Genomic DNA, 15,908 nt, shown 5'->3' on the forward strand with positions numbered 1-15,908 from the left:
CTGGCCTGATTTTTAGCGCTCTTTTGGCAGGAAACCAGCCGCTAACTTGGCCGGATTTCACTGCCGAAACGGCCTACAAAGAGTTGATCACACACAGCCGGCCCATGGCAGCTGTGGGATGCTCGGGATAAGCTGTTTGGACCGTATCGCTCGCTGGTACGGGCCCCGACCCGGCTGGAGATTCGATGACGATTCAGACCCCCGTACGTTCCACCGACGCAGACACCTGGGACGTCATCGTGCTGGGGGCCGGCGCTGTTGGTGAGAACGTGGCAGACCGAACAGCGCAGGGTGGCCTGCGCACGGTGATCGTCGAGAGTTCCCTGATCGGCGGCGAGTGCTCCTACTGGGCGTGCATGCCGTCGAAAGCGCTGCTGCGCAGCGGCGCCGTCCTCGCCGCCGCCCGACGGGTTCTCGGAGCAGCCGAGGCTGTCACCTCGGTGGTCGACCCGCGAGCGACCCTGAAGCGCCGCGACACCATCGTCAACGGCTACTCCGACGCCGGCCAGGCGAACTGGCTCGAATCGGCGGGAATCGATCTGGTGCGCGGGCACGGCACCCTGACCGGCCCGCGCGAGGTCACTGTCACTGCCGCCGACGGCAGCGTGCGAGTGCTGACCGCCAGCCACGCCGTCGTTGTCAGCACCGGGTCAGCGGCCCTGTTGNTTGCCCGAGGTGCCGGGCCTGGCTGAGGTCACACCGTGGACCAGCCGTGAGGCGACCTCAGTAACGGAGATCCCGACGAGCTTGGCCATTATCGGCGGTGGAGTCGTTGCCGCCGAGATGGCCACCGCGTATACGGCTCTTGGCTCACACGTCACCCTCATCGCCCGCAGCGGGCTGCTCGGCGGCTCGGAGCCGTTCGCCGGCATAATGGTCGCGACCGCGCTGTGCGATTCCGGCGCGACCCTGCTCCTTGATGAGTCTCCCACGGCCGCCCACCGCACCGACACCGGCGACGTGGAGCTGACCCTCGCCAGCGGCGGCACCGTTCTGCCACACCGCGGACGACGCTGAGGACAGCGACCTCGGTGATTGCTCTGCTTTTGGTACTGTTGTGCCAGGTCCTTCGCGCAGTTTGGGAAGCCGTAGGACTGGCTAGTGCAATCCTTGGCAAAAAGCAACCCGTCGCCGTTGCGGCTAGTGGGCGTAGCGTGGTGCGCACGGCGGTATGGGCGTCGTTTCCTCAACAGAACGCAGGCTATGACTTTTCTCGTGCACATCAACGAGTACCGCTATGCAGTTGACGGCGCAGCTATTGCGGACGTTCAGGCTCGGATCCTCAAAGCGGTGCAGGCTGGGGGAGAGTTTGTCGACTTCTGTGTCGCCGGTGGCACGCCGGTGAAGGTTTTGGTCACCCCAGCGTCGGCCGTCCGGATTGAGCAACTCCCGCCAACTGCTGAGCCATTGGACGGCGACGATCAGCTGTCAGATTTTTCTTTCTTCCCTGACATGGACCTATTGCTCGCTTAAAGGCTGTTTCCCTACGTCGGCCACTCAAACCTTTTTGTCTACACTCCGGTCGGCTGTTTAGACCGGAGTCCGTTGGAATTATTTTTTACGGTCGTTGCCGACCATTACCCGGCTGCGTTCTTCCGCAGCAGGCGGGCCTTCCTGTGCAGGGTGATCGGGGTTACGTCGAGGGTCCGGTTGACGATGTTCGCAATGAACGTCGCTGCTTGCAGATGCGGATCTACAAGCTCTTCTTGAATCGTCACGCGGGGAAGCTCCAACAGTGCTCTGTCGATTTCGTCGGATGGAATGTCCGCGACGTCTTTGTTTTCGTCGGGCGCTGGCTCCGGACCTGCCGGAGTAAGCGGGTTCTCTGGCTCTTTCTCGTCATTTTCTTCATCGATAGCCAGGTCGCCCTCGTAGTCCATGAGGAGCAACGACGTGGCGTGGTAGGCGTCGTCTTCCTGTCCGATTTTCCCGACGAGGTCGGTGAGCCAGCCGAAGATTAGCGGTTCTTTGACCAGGATGTCCGAGCGCACGGCAATGAGAAATCCGAGAGCGGCCATGGGGTGGCGGAGTCGGAGGTTCTTTGCATCTCCGTATGACTCGGCGACGAGATTTGTCACGTTCTTCCCATATGAAGAGTCCATACGTTTAGTGGAGACCAGGATCTCCGGGCCGGTGACCCAGTCTGTCATGATCACGTCCACTTGTGAGAGGTAGTTCTTGCCTAAGATCGAAGGATTAGATGAGGTCACTTCACTGATCGAAGTTTTCTTGATTAATCGCTGTGTGAGGATCATCTTTTCCGCTTTTGGCAGGGCCTCCAGCAGCTTGGTGATCGGCACGGGAAGGATGCGTGGATGCCTAAGTCGCGGCCAGACTGCATCGGGTTCGAACCCAGCTCTGCGCAGTTCGTGTGCAAGCCATACGTCTAGTGCAAGGGCGCGCACGCTCGAACGCTCGGTCGCCTTCAGGTACAGGGGGACGCCAAGGAGGCGCTCTAGCGTGGCAATATCCGGCACATATTCTCGCGTGTCATCCATCAGGCGCCACGGGTTGGTGTGGAGACCAAATGGTGAGGCATCAACGATGATGCGGTCGAAGATCGCCCATGCTTTGTCCTTGGCTGTGGGCTCAGCCACGGTTACCTCTCGTTGTGCGTCGACGAGTCAGTTCGGCATGGCCGGAACGGACTTGTTCGATCTCCTCAACTGCCAGGTACGCGGCATCGAGTAAAAGGGCAGGTTCGACAGGCCGCACTGCCGCGATGAGTTGACTAGTTTGAAGCTTCCTGGCGTCCCTGTCTCGAATGGCGTGCAGGGCACCAGCGCGGGTTCTTATCAACTCGCGCCGGTCGAAGTTTTCATATAGGTCAATCGACTTCACAATTTCTTCGTGTTGGGTGATGAAACGGGTGGGGTCGAATTGACCGCTCACAACCAGGTTGGGCAGCGGCGGAGTGATCCAGTGGTGATTGCAGTTCCCCATCCGCACGGTGCAGTTCGGCGCTTTGGGACGTTGGGTGTTGTTCGCATGTCGTTCATAGCTCCAGCCGTCGGGTTCGTCGCCGCCCGCCCGGCATCGATTATGCGCTGGCCTGCGGGCGGGACATGAGCGAAATATATGGAGTATACATCTCGGGTGGGGTGCTGACTCGAACCTTTTCTTGGTGTTCTATTGGGTGGCGGGTGGCGGGTGGCCACGAGGGCTGTGGCCTATGTGGTGCCTCCAGCCTGGCTTGCGACCGAGTTGGCTGTCTGTGTGTAATCAACTCTTTGTAGGCCGTTTCGGCAGCGGAATCTGGCCAAGTTAGCGGCTGGTTTCCTGCCAAAACAGCGCTAAAAATCAGGCCAGCAGATTCCCCCTCCAAGACGTTGGATTCGGGGAATGCGCAGAGTTTGAGATCACCGGTGGCCGGGGCCTTCTTCGAAGAGCTGGAGACATCGGCCCGCCACCCCCAGATAGGTTCCTAAAGGCGTGTCTACTGCCAAGCGGTCGCGCCGGAAGGAACCAGGAAGCAGATGACGGTACCCATGTCCGTGCAGGAATATATCAGAACTCTTGACTCCCACGGAATCGCGGGCTGTGAAATCGCCCGCCGATTGGGAATCAGCCGCGACGCCGTGGCGAAATACACCGGGCAACAGAACTATTCACCGAAACCGCCGACGCCTGTCCCGAGGCCAGCCGGGTCAGCCTTGACCGGGTTTGAAGACACTATTGAGACGTGGCTGGGCGAGGACCAACGCCGGCCGCGCAAGCAACGCCACACTGCCAAGCGGTCTTTGATTGCTTAGTCAACGAAGAGCGCTACAACGGTAGTTACTCCCCGGTGCAACACTTCGTGAAGAAGTGGAACGCAGGGCACCGGCACGCCGGGGAGGGCGTCACTGAACTGGTCTGGCCGGCCGGGACCGCGCAGGTTGACTTCGGTCAGGCCGAGGCGATCATCGGTGGAATCCGGCAGGTCCTGCACATCTCCGTTGTGACGTTCCCGTTCTCGAATGCTTCGTTCAGGCCTACCGCGGCGAAACCGCCGAGTTCGTCTGTCACTGCCTGCGCACCGTGTTCGATCACATCGGCGCCGCGCCCCGACACCTGGTCTTCGCCAACGCCACCGGCATCGGACGACGCGTCGGCACCAAGGTCGTCGAGGCCAAACTGTTTGGCGCGTTCAAGCTGCATTACGGGTCGGAGTCTCGGTTTTGCAATCCGTACGCGGGTAATGAGAAAGGCAACGTGGAAAACGCCGTCGGGTTCCTCCGCCGCAACCTGATGGTTCCCGAGCCGGAAGCGGCCACCCTGCAGGGCCTGAACGACGTGTTGATGGCGCGGTGCATGGCGTTGGCTGAGGCTGTCCACTACCGTAAAGGCCTGCCCGTCAGCGAGCTCGTCGCCCAGGGCGTCGCCGCGTCGCTGGCACTGCCTGGTGTCGGGTTTGACCCGGTGCGTTATGAGTCCCGCACGGCTGACAAGAAGGGGCACGTCCTCATCGACGCGAACACCTACGCGGCCGGGTTGTCCTTCCACCGCCGCACCCTCACGGTCGGGTTGCGCCACGACGTGGTCGAGATCCTCGATGAGCGGATGGTGTAAAAATTATTGACTACCTGGGTGGTGAATAGACGATGCCCGGGTGCAAAACGCTGCAGGTGGTGTCCGGTCGGGTTTCGCACCTCAAGATTAGATCGTGTGTTGAAGGAGATGTCCCATGCGATCACGTTTGGTGCGGAGATAGGCGGAGTTGGCCGGATGCGCACCTGCTGTGAGTGGTACGCGTTCGAGGACGGTGATCCCGTGCTTGGTGAGCTGGCCGACTTTGTCGGGGTTGTTGGTGAGGAGGCGCACCGCCCGAAGTCGGAGGTCGTGGAGGATCGCAGCCGCGGCAGAATAATCACGGTCGTCTGCGGGTAGGCCGAGTGCGAGGTTCGCGTCGAGCGTGTCTAAGCCGGTTTCTTGCAGGCGGTAGGCCTTGAGTTTGTTGATAAGTCCGATGCCGCGGCCTTCGTGACCGCGCATGTAGATGACGACACCGCCGTACTGATTGATTATGTTGAGGGCAGAGTCGAGTTGTGGGCCGCATTCACATTTGTGAGATTGGAAGATCTCACCGGTCAGGCATTCGGAGTGCACACGAACGAAACAGCCGTCGGTTGGTGTGCCGGACACGATGGCGAGATGTTCGCTGCCAGTGACGAGGTCGTGGTAGGCGCGGAACTGGAAAGTGCCGTGCTCGGTAGGGATGGTCGTTTCAACTTCAAATGTGACGCCGGATATCGCGATCGGACGGACAGTGCAGGTATTGTCTCCTCCTTCCGAGAGTGTGGTGGTGGGTGGGCTGGAGGGGTTGGTGCTGAAACATGTTTCGGTCATGATTACAGTGATTCCAGGGGCACATCGGCATTCGCAAGCTTGGCGTGATCGACTTGGTTGCCACGCCGAATGATGCCTTGCACGGCTTCGTTGACGTCCCAGATATTCACGTTCATGCCGGCCACGACTTTTCCGCCCGTCACCCAGAAGGCGATGAATTCGCGGCCAGCCCGGTCGCCTCGATACACGACGTCGGCTCCCCGGGCCAAAGGTCCGAACCCCGAGTACTCCATACCGATATCGAATTGATCGGTATAGAAGTAGGGGATGTCGTCATAGGACATGTTCTGGCCGAGCATCGACCGTGCCGCAGCTTTCCCACCATTCAATGCATTGGCCCAGTGTTCGCTGCGCAGTTGCAACTTCGCCACCGGATGGTACGCGTTGGCAACATCACCCGCTGCATAGATTGCCGGGTCACTCGTGCGAAGGGATGCATCGACGGAGACGCCGTTATCGATTGTTAGTCCCGCTGAATCGGCCAGCTCAACGTTGGGCGTGGCACCAATGCCGACCAGGACGAGGTCCGCGGGAATGACCTCTCCGCTGGTGAGTCTCACAGCGGTAGTTCGCCCGTCGTGTCCGAGAATACTTTCAACGGACACTGAACGTCGCAGGATGACGCCGTTTTGTTCGTGGAGATCGGCGAACATCTGGCCGAGCTCATCGCCGAGCGCGTTCGCGAGTGGGATCGGACCGCGTTCGAGAATTGTTACGTCGTTTCCTAGGGTGCGTGCTGTCGCAGCCACCTCCATGCCAATCCAACCCGAGCCGATCAGGACGAGTCGCATATTCCCGCCCGCAAGCAAAGAACGCAGTTTTTTGGAGTCTTCTACGGTACGCAAGTAGTGCACCCCTTCGAGGTCTGCCCCGAGGATCGACAGGCGACGAGATGACGAGCCAGTGGTGAGCAGCACCTTGCGGTAGGAGAATGTATCGCCGGCGTCGGTGTGAATGAGCCGGCGGTTGGCATCAATGCGGGTGACAGAGGTGCCAAGGAGCAAATCGACATGATGCTCCGCGTACCATTCCTTGGGATCAACGTATATGGAGTCGTCGTCGCCGGATCCGTTAAGGTAGTCCTTCGAAAGTGGGGGTCGGATATAAGGCCGGTGTGCTTCGGCGCCGATTAGCTGGATCGGCCCGGTGAAGCCCTCTTCGCGCAGCGTCCTGGCGGCGGACGCACCAGCAAGCCCTGCTCCAACGATGATAAAACTCTGGGAATCCGGCATGTTTCCTCTTTGCTGGTGTGCTGGCTATCTTCGTAGCCCCACTGTAGGAGTCATCCATTTCTTTTGTCAAGATATTCTGTTTTAGAGTTAGGATCATCATTATGACCGGACAATCACACGCGGACGACATTTCTGCTATCGCGTCGCTCAGTGATCCGCTGCGGCGATCCTTGTTCGAATTTGTCTCTCACAGCGCGACACCCGTGGGCCGTGATGAGGCGGCCGAGGCGCTCGGTGTCCCGCGCGGGACGGTGGCATTTCATCTGGACAGACTTGCTCAAAGCGGGCTCTTGGAGACTGAATACCAGCGCCGTACGGGCCGAACCGGTCCTGGCGCTGGACGGCCTGCCAAGCTGTACCGACGTGTGGCCGACGAGATCGTTGTGTCTGTTCCAGCCCGACACTACGCTCTGGCCGCAGAATTGCTGATCTCCGCCATCGAGCGATCCGATCGCGCAGGAGAGCCTGCCCGCGAGTCGCTCAACCGGGTGTCTGTGGAGCACGGTCGCGCATTAGGCATAAACTCCGGCTCATTGGAAGCAGTGCTGCAGTCAACCGGATATGAGCCTCAAGACGATGGTGACGGCGGTCTGCTTCTTCACAACTGTCCATTTCACGAGCTGGCGAAGAAACACACCGAGAGTATCTGTGCGGCCAACTTAGCCCTACTAACAGGTGTTGCAGATGGTGCGGGCGAGCGCGAGCGCGAGGTCCAATTCGCGCCCCGAGATGGATACTGTTGCGTGCGTATCGCCCGAAATACCGAGTAAGCGAGACGCCCTGACCTTTCCTCAATCTGCACGGTCTCAATGCTGTTCGTGAACGTCATCACCTCAGGCCACGTGTTTTCTCATTGACACCGAGCTCCCGTTCGCGGCATCTCTTTTGTACTCAGAGGTGAATTTTTTTTGCTCGGAGTGAACTCTCGACCAGATTTGCCGTAATGAACGTTCTCTCTTGTGAGATGTCCTCTCGACGGGGTCAGAGGCACTGCTTGGGCAGTACAGCCCGGTGCGGCCTGTGAGCTGATGGTCATATCATCGAAAGGGGCCTCACGTAGCGCAAGACATTCGTTGACACCCGCATAACCGCGATAGTGGCAGGCGCGGTGGCCTCACACAATTTAAACCCTACCTTCGCATCATGAAAGGACATCATGCACGCCTCCGAAACACTCCGCACGAACTTGCAATCCGTTCTCGTCGACCTGATCGCGCTGCACTTGCAAGGCAAGCAGGCACACTGGAACATCGTCGGACCGAACTTTCGCGACCTGCACCTGCAACTGGACGAAATCGTCGATGACGTGCGTGAATTCTCTGATCAATTGGCCGAACGCTTACGCGCCCTCAACGCGCAGCCCGACGGACGCATCGAAACCGTCGCCGCGACCACGCACCTGCCGACCTTCCCCGCCGGCGAGGTTCTCACGACGGACGCGGTCAACCTCATCACGGAACGCTTAAACCTCACGGTGGAGAACATGCGGGTCGTGCACGATGACGTCGATGAGGAAGATCCCACCAGCGCCGATATTCTGCACCTTTTCATCGAGAAGCTGGAACAGTATGCGTGGATGGTGAGCGCTGAGAACCGACGGCCGCAATCCGCGGGCCGAAACTAACCCCACTCCCAGGCGGCGACGGTTTCGACGACGGTGGGGCGATCTGGGCAATTGGGGCGTAGGACGTCCCGAGGCCGTGCGCCTTTCCCGCCGTCCGTCCGTGGCGTCGGCGTCCTTCTTGCGGTTCTCGGATCGTCTGTCACGGCTATCCCTCAACGCTGAGTGTTGTGACGCTAGTCGGAAAACGCCCAGTACTTCACGGCTCTTGACAGTCATGCGCCACTACGGTCGAACGCTAGAGCGAACCTGTTCCCTCGTTAGAGCCTGAACTGAGCTGCCGTGGACTGTGCAGCGGGGCTACCGGTTAGCTTGGGTTCTAGAATAGGGCCGCTTGCGTTTGGGACGGTTATGGTCTGTCAGCTTCATGCATGAGATCCGGCACCACGACAACGGGACATCGGGCGTGTGGCACCACATGCTGGCCCACCGATCCAAGAAGTACACCGGCTAACCCGCCATGTCCTCGCGATCCGACCACCAACATCGCCGCATCTTCCGCGGCGAGCAGGAGTGCCTCTGCCGGATGCCCCTCAACTGCCTCACTGGTAATCATCACATCATGCCCACGTGACGCGTTTTCGGCCAGTTGGGCGACCTCGCGGGATGTTGCCGTTGACAACTCACGGGCCGTGTCCTCCAACGGATTCATTCCCAATGTCCCGATCCCGTCGGCACCATAGATTTGCGATTCCTGCCAGGTCATGACCACGTGAATGGGCACACCGCGCAGTTGCGCCTCACTGACCGCCCAATCCAAAGCAGCTCCCGACCCAGATACCCCATCAACTCCCACCACGATCCGTCCAAGACTGCGGTGAACTGTGGTGAGCCTAATCTGCGCCGCGTCCAGATCATTCGAGCCCGCCGTCCCGGAATAGTTATTGCCCCTATCGTCCATGAGCTCCTCCTTGCGATTCGCTTGCGTCATGACCTAGATACGACGGGTGCGTGATCATCGGTTCAGGATATCGGCGAGGACAAGGGCTGAGCGAATTTTGAGCTTTTGTGAGGGTCAACAAGACCTGGCGATGGGCGGTGGACAGATTTCGTCTATGCTCATTGGGGTTTGTCCCGGCACATAATTTTTTCGTGAGGGTCCCAGCCACCCGGGTACGCCTTCACTCCGATATCTGGAAAGAGCGAGCCATTCGGTTGACGCGTTAATCCGACTCGAAAGGTCCACGGACTTAGCTGTGGCGAAGCGAGCGATGTTGGATCGAACGCAGATAAACAGGACCACAATCGTGCCCCTGTGAGTTCTGTACTTCTTCGTGCCAGCATTGAATACGATCTCGCCTCGATCCTTTAGATTCGGTTGAACGAGATGAAGGACGACGATGATGACGTCGTATTCCACTTCAAGATTGTCGCGAGGCCCAACTCGACCGCGATCGGGCTTGCAAATGGGTGTGGCGTCGTAGCCCGGACAACTGACGGCGGGTTTGGAAATGGTTTTACCAACGACCATGAGCGCTGTCGACGATTAGTGGTGATTCTTACGAAAGTGGCTGTCAAGTTTCGCGTAAATGGGTTTTCAGGAAGAGGGACGTTCGCGCGAAGGCATCTGCGGTCTCGTCTGCGGCGTGGCGTGGAAGGTCCGGGTCAAGCGCGAAGCCGTGGCGGACTTCGGGGTAAACAACCACCGAAGATTGCGTGGTGGTGTGGGTCAGGATTTCGCGCATCTGTTGGAGGTCACGGGCGGGGGTACCGGTGTCTTTGCCTGCATATATTCCCAGCCAAGGTGCCTTGAGCACGCCTGTGGCATCGATGCCGCTGAGGATGCCAGGCCAGCGTGGTGAAGTTAAGCTGGCACCGTAGCAGGTGACTGCGGCGTCGATGTGCAGTGTTGCTGCCGCCCACAATGCGAGGGTGCCTCCCATGGAGAAACCTATTACCGCTACTTTCTGTGCTCCTTGGGCGCGGATCCAGGCCAGGGCGCTCTCGATGTCGAATGTGAGCCCCTCCGTGGTTAATGTGTCGTGGTAGCGGCGGGCTTGTGTGAATTTCCCGTCGGTGACGACGGGGTCTGCGATGCGGTGGTAGAGGTGCGGCGCGGCCGTGATACAGCCGCAGTCGGCCAAGCGCACGACGAGAGCGGTGACTGGTGCGGAGAGGCCCCAGACCTCGTGGAGCACAATTACTCCAGCCCGGGCTATGCCCGCCGGTACGGAAACTGTCAGGGGGGACACCGCCAGTCCCGGCAGTTTTTATCGCGTGCGAATTATCGGAGTGGGCCGGGACCGGTTGCACGGTTTCTCCGTTCGTTCAGGGCTTCCGGTGGCAGCGGCGTCACCGGGGATGTCAGCGCTTGGCCTGCGTGAACCGGTGGGCTGGAACGAGGAAGCTTCGTCACTGACTAGATTACCGACGGCTGCAGGATGAAAGCACTGCGGTGGCCGGCAAACGAGATCTCGCCCGCCCAGTGTTGTGGAGCCTAGTGTCGGGCGCAGAAAACATACGTTTCTGATACCGGCAGCATATGCGGTTCAATGGGAGCATGGCAAGTTTTCGTGTGTGCACGATCGGGCATTCGACTCATCCGATTGTTGAGTTCGTGGGAATGTTGAAGGCAAATGGTGTCAAACGGCTCGTCGACGTGCGGACTGTTCCGGGGTCTCGTCACAACCCGCAATTTGGGGAACACGAACTTGTCGCAAGCATGCCGGAGGTAGGTATCGATTATCAACGACTCCCCGGGCTGGGCGGGTTACGGCACACTCCGGCGGCAGAGGTATCTATCAACGGGGCGTGGCGTAATAAGAGCTTTCGCAACTATGCCGATTACATGCAAACGCCCGAGTTCGTGGTCGGTATTGACGAATTGATGGCGTTGGCGAAGAAGCAGACGGTAGCGATCATGTGTGCCGAAGCCGTTCCGTGGCGTTGTCATCGATCACTGATCGGCGATGCGTTGCTGGCTCGCGGCCTGCAGGTTGATGACATTATGAGCCTGACCACGACCACGCCACACACCATGACCAGTTTTGCGAAGGTCGAGGGTGACCGCGTCTGGTACCCGCCGGAAAATTGATCAAGGAGGGTACGAATCCGGGTTGGGCACGGTGGTGCACCGATTACGCTGAAGGCATTCGGCAACATTGTGGTGGTGGAAGGCATATTCATGGCAGTGAAATTCTTTGTTGGCGCTCACGTGCGCTGGAACTCTGAGGCCGGTTATGTGCAGGGTATTATCACGAAGATTCATATGCGAGACGTGGAGTACAAAGGTCATATTCGCCGCTGTAGCCCTGATGATCCGCAGTATGAGATCACGAGCGACATGACCGACCATGTGGTGATGCATAAGGGCGAGGCACTGACGAACATCTAGCCATTGCGGCGATCAATAAATGTTTTCGGCAAAGGCGCGCGCCCTGCGCGACTGCGGGCAGATTACTGACGGCCACGGATCGGATGGTGACGTTCTCGGATTGGCGGGTTCGCCGCAGTTTGTCTTGAGATTATGGTTATGGGCGGCCTGGTTTGTATGTTGAAACGGACGACGCGTCAGCTAACCAGTAACGCCAAGGAAAGTTCGTCGCATCGCCGCCGGGCCCGCTGACGCCAACTCGGGGGCCGGTTCGGTGGGGTAGGACTATTTCCTCGTCAGGAACGAGAAATTTCCACTGTCCGCCGAAAAGATTGTCACCGTCGTTTGCCAGGGTAGCGGCGAAGCTTTGGGCAACGCAGCCAGGGCCCCGCGCCAAACCGCTTTCTCGGAGAGGAACTTTTCGAGGTTTGCTTTCTCGCCTCCTTCGGGCGATGTCGGTTCCTGCCAGCACGTCTCCTGCCCTGATGAGACAACCGTATGGTTGGCCTGAGTGCCCGGTAACAAGGTTCAGCGCGTGGTGCATCCCATAAGTGAAGTAGCAGTAAAGGTGTCCGGCAGGGCCGAACATTGTCTTATTCCGATTCGTCTTACCCCGATAGGTGTGCGCCCCCGGGTCGCGTTCACCCGCATATGCCTCGACCTCGGTAATTTGAATGGCCACCGTGCCAACATCATCGGTGCGTTGAAGGATGCAGCCGAGAATTTCCGGTGCGACATCGAGCACCTCGCGCGCAAAAAACCCGCGGTCCGCTAGATGAAATCCAGTCAGCAAGGTCATCTAGTCAGCGTATCCACTGCCCGCGGCAACGCTTGAAGGAGACGTCGAGTGCATCGCGGGAGCTGATCTGCTCGAAACGTCGCGCGGAATATATTTCGAATGCGTACCGCAAGTTAAATCGCGGCGCGAGATGATGACGTCGGTTGTGGAATGGGCGTAGATGTGCGCCGCATTGGCTCACGTAAGGCGGCATTTTCACCGAAAAACGATCGTTGGCAAGCAACATTGTCCGCTGATCGTGGTTCACCGGTATGCTCAATAGTCCGTTCCAGAATCAGCTGGAAGGCGCGATCGAATTGGAAACGTTGCGCCTGGACGAGCTCGTCGATGTCAGTGTTGCCCCCACCGTTGTGCCGCGTGGTGCATCTGTCGCCGCCGTCCGCCGTGCAGCGTGCTGCTGCTCAATCCGGTCACATGTGCATCCTGGTCGGCGAGCTCGATGCCCCTGCCGCTCACTTCGTGCGATCCGCGCTGGCGCTAGCGGGGGTGACCCCCGTCTATGAGGTCCTTGCCCAGATGCGCGCGACGAGCCAGCAGTTCGTCGTGGTGGTCAACGACGACGGCGCGTTCCGTGGGATCGTGACCCTGTCCGACGTACTCCCGCGACTGCTGCCGCGCACCGAAGGGCGGATGCGTTAGCGGTCAGCTAATCAGGTGTGCGTCGCCGTGGTCGAGTCTCATCCGGACAGCACCTCGATCTGGTTCGGTTCCAGCATTTAGAAGCGCACACCGAAGAACATGGTCATGACCTCGGGTGTGTGCTGTAGTGCTCTGTCAGATGTCGCTGGCAGTTTCAAACATCGAGACTTGGGGAGCGCTGGCTAGTAGCGAGCCCAGTTCGGTCGCGCCCGCGCCCGCGCGCCACTCACGATAGGCCGCGTCGGCTTCGGCCGACGCCCACCGTTCCAGCAAAATCATGTGGGCGGGATCTTCACAATCAAGCAACACGTCAACACCCAGACACCCCTCAAATGCTCGGGTCCCGGTCAGGATGTCTCGCAGCATGGCTGGCGCACCGAGAACGGCTTCCGGCTTCAGGCGAAGGTCAAGGAGAACAGTCAAGGCCATGAAAACTCCAATTCATATAAGAGTGAAAAATCGGGTGTCGTGCTGAGAAATTGAGGATCTGGTAGCCCTCGACCACGAGAGAACGGATATTTGCTTCGCTCTTGTACTCTGTCAGCAACGGCCGCCGAACTCGACAGCGTCGGTGAGCCCGTGGGCGCGTAGCGGGTGATCGGGTGCGTTTTGGGCGGGCTAGTTCCGGGCGGGCTCGTCGTTCGTGTCCGCGAGGAGCAAATCTATTTGCAGGTCCTGGGCTCGCGTGTACGTGCGGAGGGCTTGTGTTGCAACGAGGGTCAATCGCCCGAGCAGAACCAAGAGCACTATGCCCAGGATAGATGCCGCGATCGTCCCGCTCATTGCTACGACGCCGTATAAGCTATATGAGTTCATTTTTTAACGCTAGCGGATGACCGCCTTCAAAATTTTCGGGTCTGATCAGCACTATTCGTGCTTGGAGTCGCTGTCCACACTCCGGGCGTTAACGAGGGATGCCCCAATTACTTGAGATTGCAAACGGGTATCAGCGAAATTATTGCGATAATCGTCGGCGCACTGGACGCTTTGAGCACGGAGCGGGCGATCAGTGTGCCACTGAGCTTCCTCTCGCCGGGGAACGTCTTCCGGGAGGTGGAGGACGATTGCAAAAAAGACGCAGGCAAGACTTGCGACACTGACCGCACAACAGCGCAGGGGATCCTCACCGGCACACGAGGAATACGGCAATAGACCTTGTCGCACAGGCTCGTGCCCGATTAGGGCTCTGCGCAGCGCTGTATTTGCCGGCAACGGCATGCCGCCAGGGACGGGGGTATGTTGGGTGTGGATGCAAGCGGCATCGGAGCTGGTTGAGGTACCGCCGGTTTGGGCCGCTCATCTCGAAGGAGATTCAATGTCGAATCAGGGTCATGAACCGTGTGCAACGGGAGATCTCGAGGTCCGTAGTCTGTCTGATCATGAATGGCGTGTTGGTGATCGCCGTTGCCACGAAAGGTCGGCCGAGAAGGTGCTGGGCTACATCGAGAAACGTGGTTCTGCTTTTGAAGTTATGAACATAGAGGCACCGCGCCGACATGTCATGTTCGCTCATTTCGAGTCAGCGGTCGCGTCGTTTGCGTCAGTTTTCTCGACTTAGATTTTCCACGGCGTCGACGCCACCTCGCCGATTCACTCAGCTTCGGAGTGTGGCAGCAACATGTCGACACTGCGGCGCCCAGATGAAGCCGGAGCGGCCTCAGCCCAACTTATTTCTTGGCACTACGCAGCAGCCGTATCAGAGCGCTCTGGCCGATGGATTCTGAGATAGGTCCATTATTACTTGTCATAATCACTATTATCGGTCATATCGCATGGGATTAGGGGTGGTGTAACAGGTGGTATTTGGCCTGGCGAAAAACTAGGCTCGTTACATGTCATCCACCACTCCCGGACTGCGGGCATACGAGGTCTCCATTCGGTCGGACATCGCTGAATTGGTTGGTCAACTGCGTGAGCTCCTAGGTGCCCAGCTCGTGGCCTACCTGGGGTCGGTGAGCGAGACCCGGGCCGTACGGCAGTGGGCTGAGGGCACTCGGAAGCCACCGGCCGAGGCGATTCGCCGTATGAGGCTCGCTTATCAGGTCGCCGGTATGCTCACTGAGCGAGACCACCCGCGGGTGGTGCAGGCATGGTTTCAGGGTATGAATCCTCAGCTTGAAGACATAGCGCCGGCGCGGCTCATCCGTGAGGGCAACCCGGATGAAGTTGGTCCCCGTGTGCTTGCCGCTGCGCGTGCATTTGGTGCTGCGGGATAGAAAGACCGGTCTTGGCCATCGCGCCAAAAAGCTCGCGCCAATGAAAAAACGACGTGATGAGTGTAATATTGGTGTAATCAAAGTATTTATACGGGTGCTTTGACTCACCAGCGAGGGAAGGGTTACTTTGGCGATCACAACGCACGTCACGACCGCTCACACGCGAATGATCAAGCTCGATATTCGGGAAATTACGCGGCGATTGAATGGTTCCTTAGGCGGGACTCTTGTTGCTTCGCTCGCTGGGAGTAAAGATGCCAAGCTCCCCTACCGGTGGGCGAAGGCTGATGGGCCGGCCCCGAAGAACGAGGCGATGCGACGTCTGCAGTTCGCTTACGAGCAGTGGACGATGTTGGCGGAGGCTGAAGGTGAGCATGTTGCTCGCGCGTGGTTCATTGGAGCGAACCCGTGGCTGAGCTATGACACTCCGGTCACTGCTATTCGTGAAGACCGGTTCAAGGACGCTGCGACAGCGGCTCGGGCCGTCATGGACGATTCTTTCTCCGGTTGATGCATATTTGTGCCCGCTCGGGGTTGGAACTTGTCAATGATCCGATGCCCGGAAACTACCGCATTGCTCGTACGTCGTTTGGGCCTCTGGCCCCGGTATACCGCGACCTAGAGTCCGGCACGGCGGGGTGGAGTCGTTTCGATACCGTCGGGCTGTGTGTGATCAACTCTTTGTAGGCCGTTTCGGCAGTGAAATCCGGCCAAGTTAGCGGCTGGTTTCCTGCCAAAAGAGCGCTAAAAATCAGGCCAG

The 15,908-nt window shown here is 59.0% G+C and carries 13 protein-coding genes and 3 pseudogenes; 9 read left to right on the plus strand and 7 right to left on the minus strand.

The annotated features are described in order from the left end of the window. Positions 1 to 185: 185 nt before the first annotated feature. Together D6T64_RS01180 and D6T64_RS01185 are read left to right on the plus strand one after the other, a co-directional pair. Positions 186 to 996 (plus strand): annotated as a pseudogene (locus tag D6T64_RS01180) (FAD-dependent oxidoreductase); the annotation flags it as partial. Between the two features lie 207 nt (positions 997 to 1,203). Then, the gene (locus D6T64_RS01185; RefSeq protein ID WP_119970637.1) at positions 1,204 to 1,473 is read left to right on the plus strand and encodes a hypothetical protein; all 270 of its coding nucleotides are present in this window, start codon (positions 1,204 to 1,206) and stop codon (positions 1,471 to 1,473) included. Positions 1,474 to 1,577: 104 nt separating this feature from the next. On the opposite strand, the gene D6T64_RS01190 is transcribed toward D6T64_RS01185, so the two are convergent. Continuing rightward, positions 1,578 to 2,597: a hypothetical protein gene (locus D6T64_RS01190; protein WP_119970640.1), complete on the minus strand. Its 1,020-nt coding sequence runs from the start codon at positions 2,595 to 2,597 to the stop codon at positions 1,578 to 1,580. 891 nt (positions 2,598 to 3,488) lie between these two features. Here D6T64_RS01190 and istA point away from each other — a divergent pair. Further along, positions 3,489 to 4,542, plus strand: a pseudogene (gene istA / locus D6T64_RS23010) (IS21 family transposase); the annotation flags it as partial. Between the two features lie 96 nt (positions 4,543 to 4,638). Here istA and ribA read toward each other — a convergent pair. Both ribA and D6T64_RS01210 read right to left on the minus strand, forming a co-directional pair. Then, positions 4,639 to 5,229: pseudogene (ribA, locus tag D6T64_RS01205) on the minus strand (GTP cyclohydrolase II); the annotation flags it as partial. Positions 5,230 to 5,330: 101 nt separating this feature from the next. Next, positions 5,331 to 6,560, minus strand: a complete 1,230-nt coding sequence (locus D6T64_RS01210) for an NAD(P)/FAD-dependent oxidoreductase (RefSeq protein WP_119970649.1) — start codon at positions 6,558 to 6,560, stop codon at positions 5,331 to 5,333. Positions 6,561 to 6,661: 101 nt separating this feature from the next. Here D6T64_RS01210 and D6T64_RS01215 point away from each other — a divergent pair, with 101 nt between their 5' ends. Then, positions 6,662 to 7,330: a helix-turn-helix transcriptional regulator gene (locus tag D6T64_RS01215; RefSeq protein WP_119970651.1), complete on the plus strand. Its 669-nt coding sequence runs from the start codon at positions 6,662 to 6,664 to the stop codon at positions 7,328 to 7,330. A gap of 386 nt (positions 7,331 to 7,716) precedes the next feature. After that, positions 7,717 to 8,184 (plus strand): Dps family protein, encoded by a 468-nt coding sequence (locus D6T64_RS01220; protein ID WP_119970653.1) that lies wholly within the window; start codon positions 7,717 to 7,719, stop codon positions 8,182 to 8,184. 346 nt (positions 8,185 to 8,530) lie between these two features. Here D6T64_RS01220 and D6T64_RS01225 read toward each other — a convergent pair whose 3' ends face one another. Together D6T64_RS01225 and D6T64_RS01230 are read right to left on the minus strand one after the other, a co-directional pair. Then, positions 8,531 to 9,082: a universal stress protein gene (locus D6T64_RS01225; RefSeq protein WP_119970674.1), complete on the minus strand. Its 552-nt coding sequence runs from the start codon at positions 9,080 to 9,082 to the stop codon at positions 8,531 to 8,533. Positions 9,083 to 9,695: 613 nt separating this feature from the next. After that, the gene (locus tag D6T64_RS01230) at positions 9,696 to 10,373 is read right to left on the minus strand and encodes a dienelactone hydrolase family protein (RefSeq protein WP_267900461.1); all 678 of its coding nucleotides are present in this window, start codon (positions 10,371 to 10,373) and stop codon (positions 9,696 to 9,698) included. 308 nt (positions 10,374 to 10,681) lie between these two features. On the opposite strand from D6T64_RS01230, the gene D6T64_RS01235 reads away from it, so the two are divergent. Next, complete coding sequence (locus tag D6T64_RS01235) at positions 10,682 to 11,215, plus strand: DUF488 domain-containing protein (RefSeq protein ID WP_119970676.1); 534 nt, start codon at positions 10,682 to 10,684, stop codon at positions 11,213 to 11,215. 90 nt (positions 11,216 to 11,305) lie between these two features. Then, a complete protein-coding gene (locus D6T64_RS01240) occupies positions 11,306 to 11,515 on the plus strand; it encodes a hypervirulence associated TUDOR domain-containing protein (protein WP_119970678.1) in 210 nt (69 codons plus the stop codon). A gap of 136 nt (positions 11,516 to 11,651) precedes the next feature. Here the strand turns inward: D6T64_RS01240 and D6T64_RS01245 are convergent, their stop codons facing one another. Continuing rightward, entirely contained in the window at positions 11,652 to 12,293 is a 642-nt protein-coding gene (locus D6T64_RS01245; protein WP_119970658.1) for a DNA-3-methyladenine glycosylase, read from the minus strand. A gap of 414 nt (positions 12,294 to 12,707) precedes the next feature. Between D6T64_RS01245 and D6T64_RS22415 the strand changes: the two genes are divergently transcribed. Next, complete coding sequence (locus tag D6T64_RS22415; RefSeq protein WP_158594756.1) at positions 12,708 to 12,932, plus strand: CBS domain-containing protein; 225 nt, start codon at positions 12,708 to 12,710, stop codon at positions 12,930 to 12,932. Positions 12,933 to 13,067: 135 nt separating this feature from the next. On the opposite strand, the gene D6T64_RS01255 is transcribed toward D6T64_RS22415, so the two are convergent. Then, the gene (locus D6T64_RS01255) at positions 13,068 to 13,361 is read right to left on the minus strand and encodes a putative quinol monooxygenase (protein ID WP_119970662.1); all 294 of its coding nucleotides are present in this window, start codon (positions 13,359 to 13,361) and stop codon (positions 13,068 to 13,070) included. Positions 13,362 to 15,314: 1,953 nt separating this feature from the next. Between D6T64_RS01255 and D6T64_RS01275 the strand changes: the two genes are divergently transcribed. Then, positions 15,315 to 15,659 carry a hypothetical protein gene (locus D6T64_RS01275; RefSeq protein ID WP_199719022.1) on the plus strand — a complete coding sequence of 115 codons (345 nt, stop codon included), beginning with the start codon at positions 15,315 to 15,317 and terminating at the stop codon, positions 15,657 to 15,659. Positions 15,660 to 15,908: the final 249 nt, after the last annotated feature.

It is taken from the genome of Cryobacterium melibiosiphilum, assembly GCF_003602235.1.
GTDB lineage: Bacteria > Actinomycetota > Actinomycetes > Actinomycetales > Microbacteriaceae > Cryobacterium > Cryobacterium melibiosiphilum.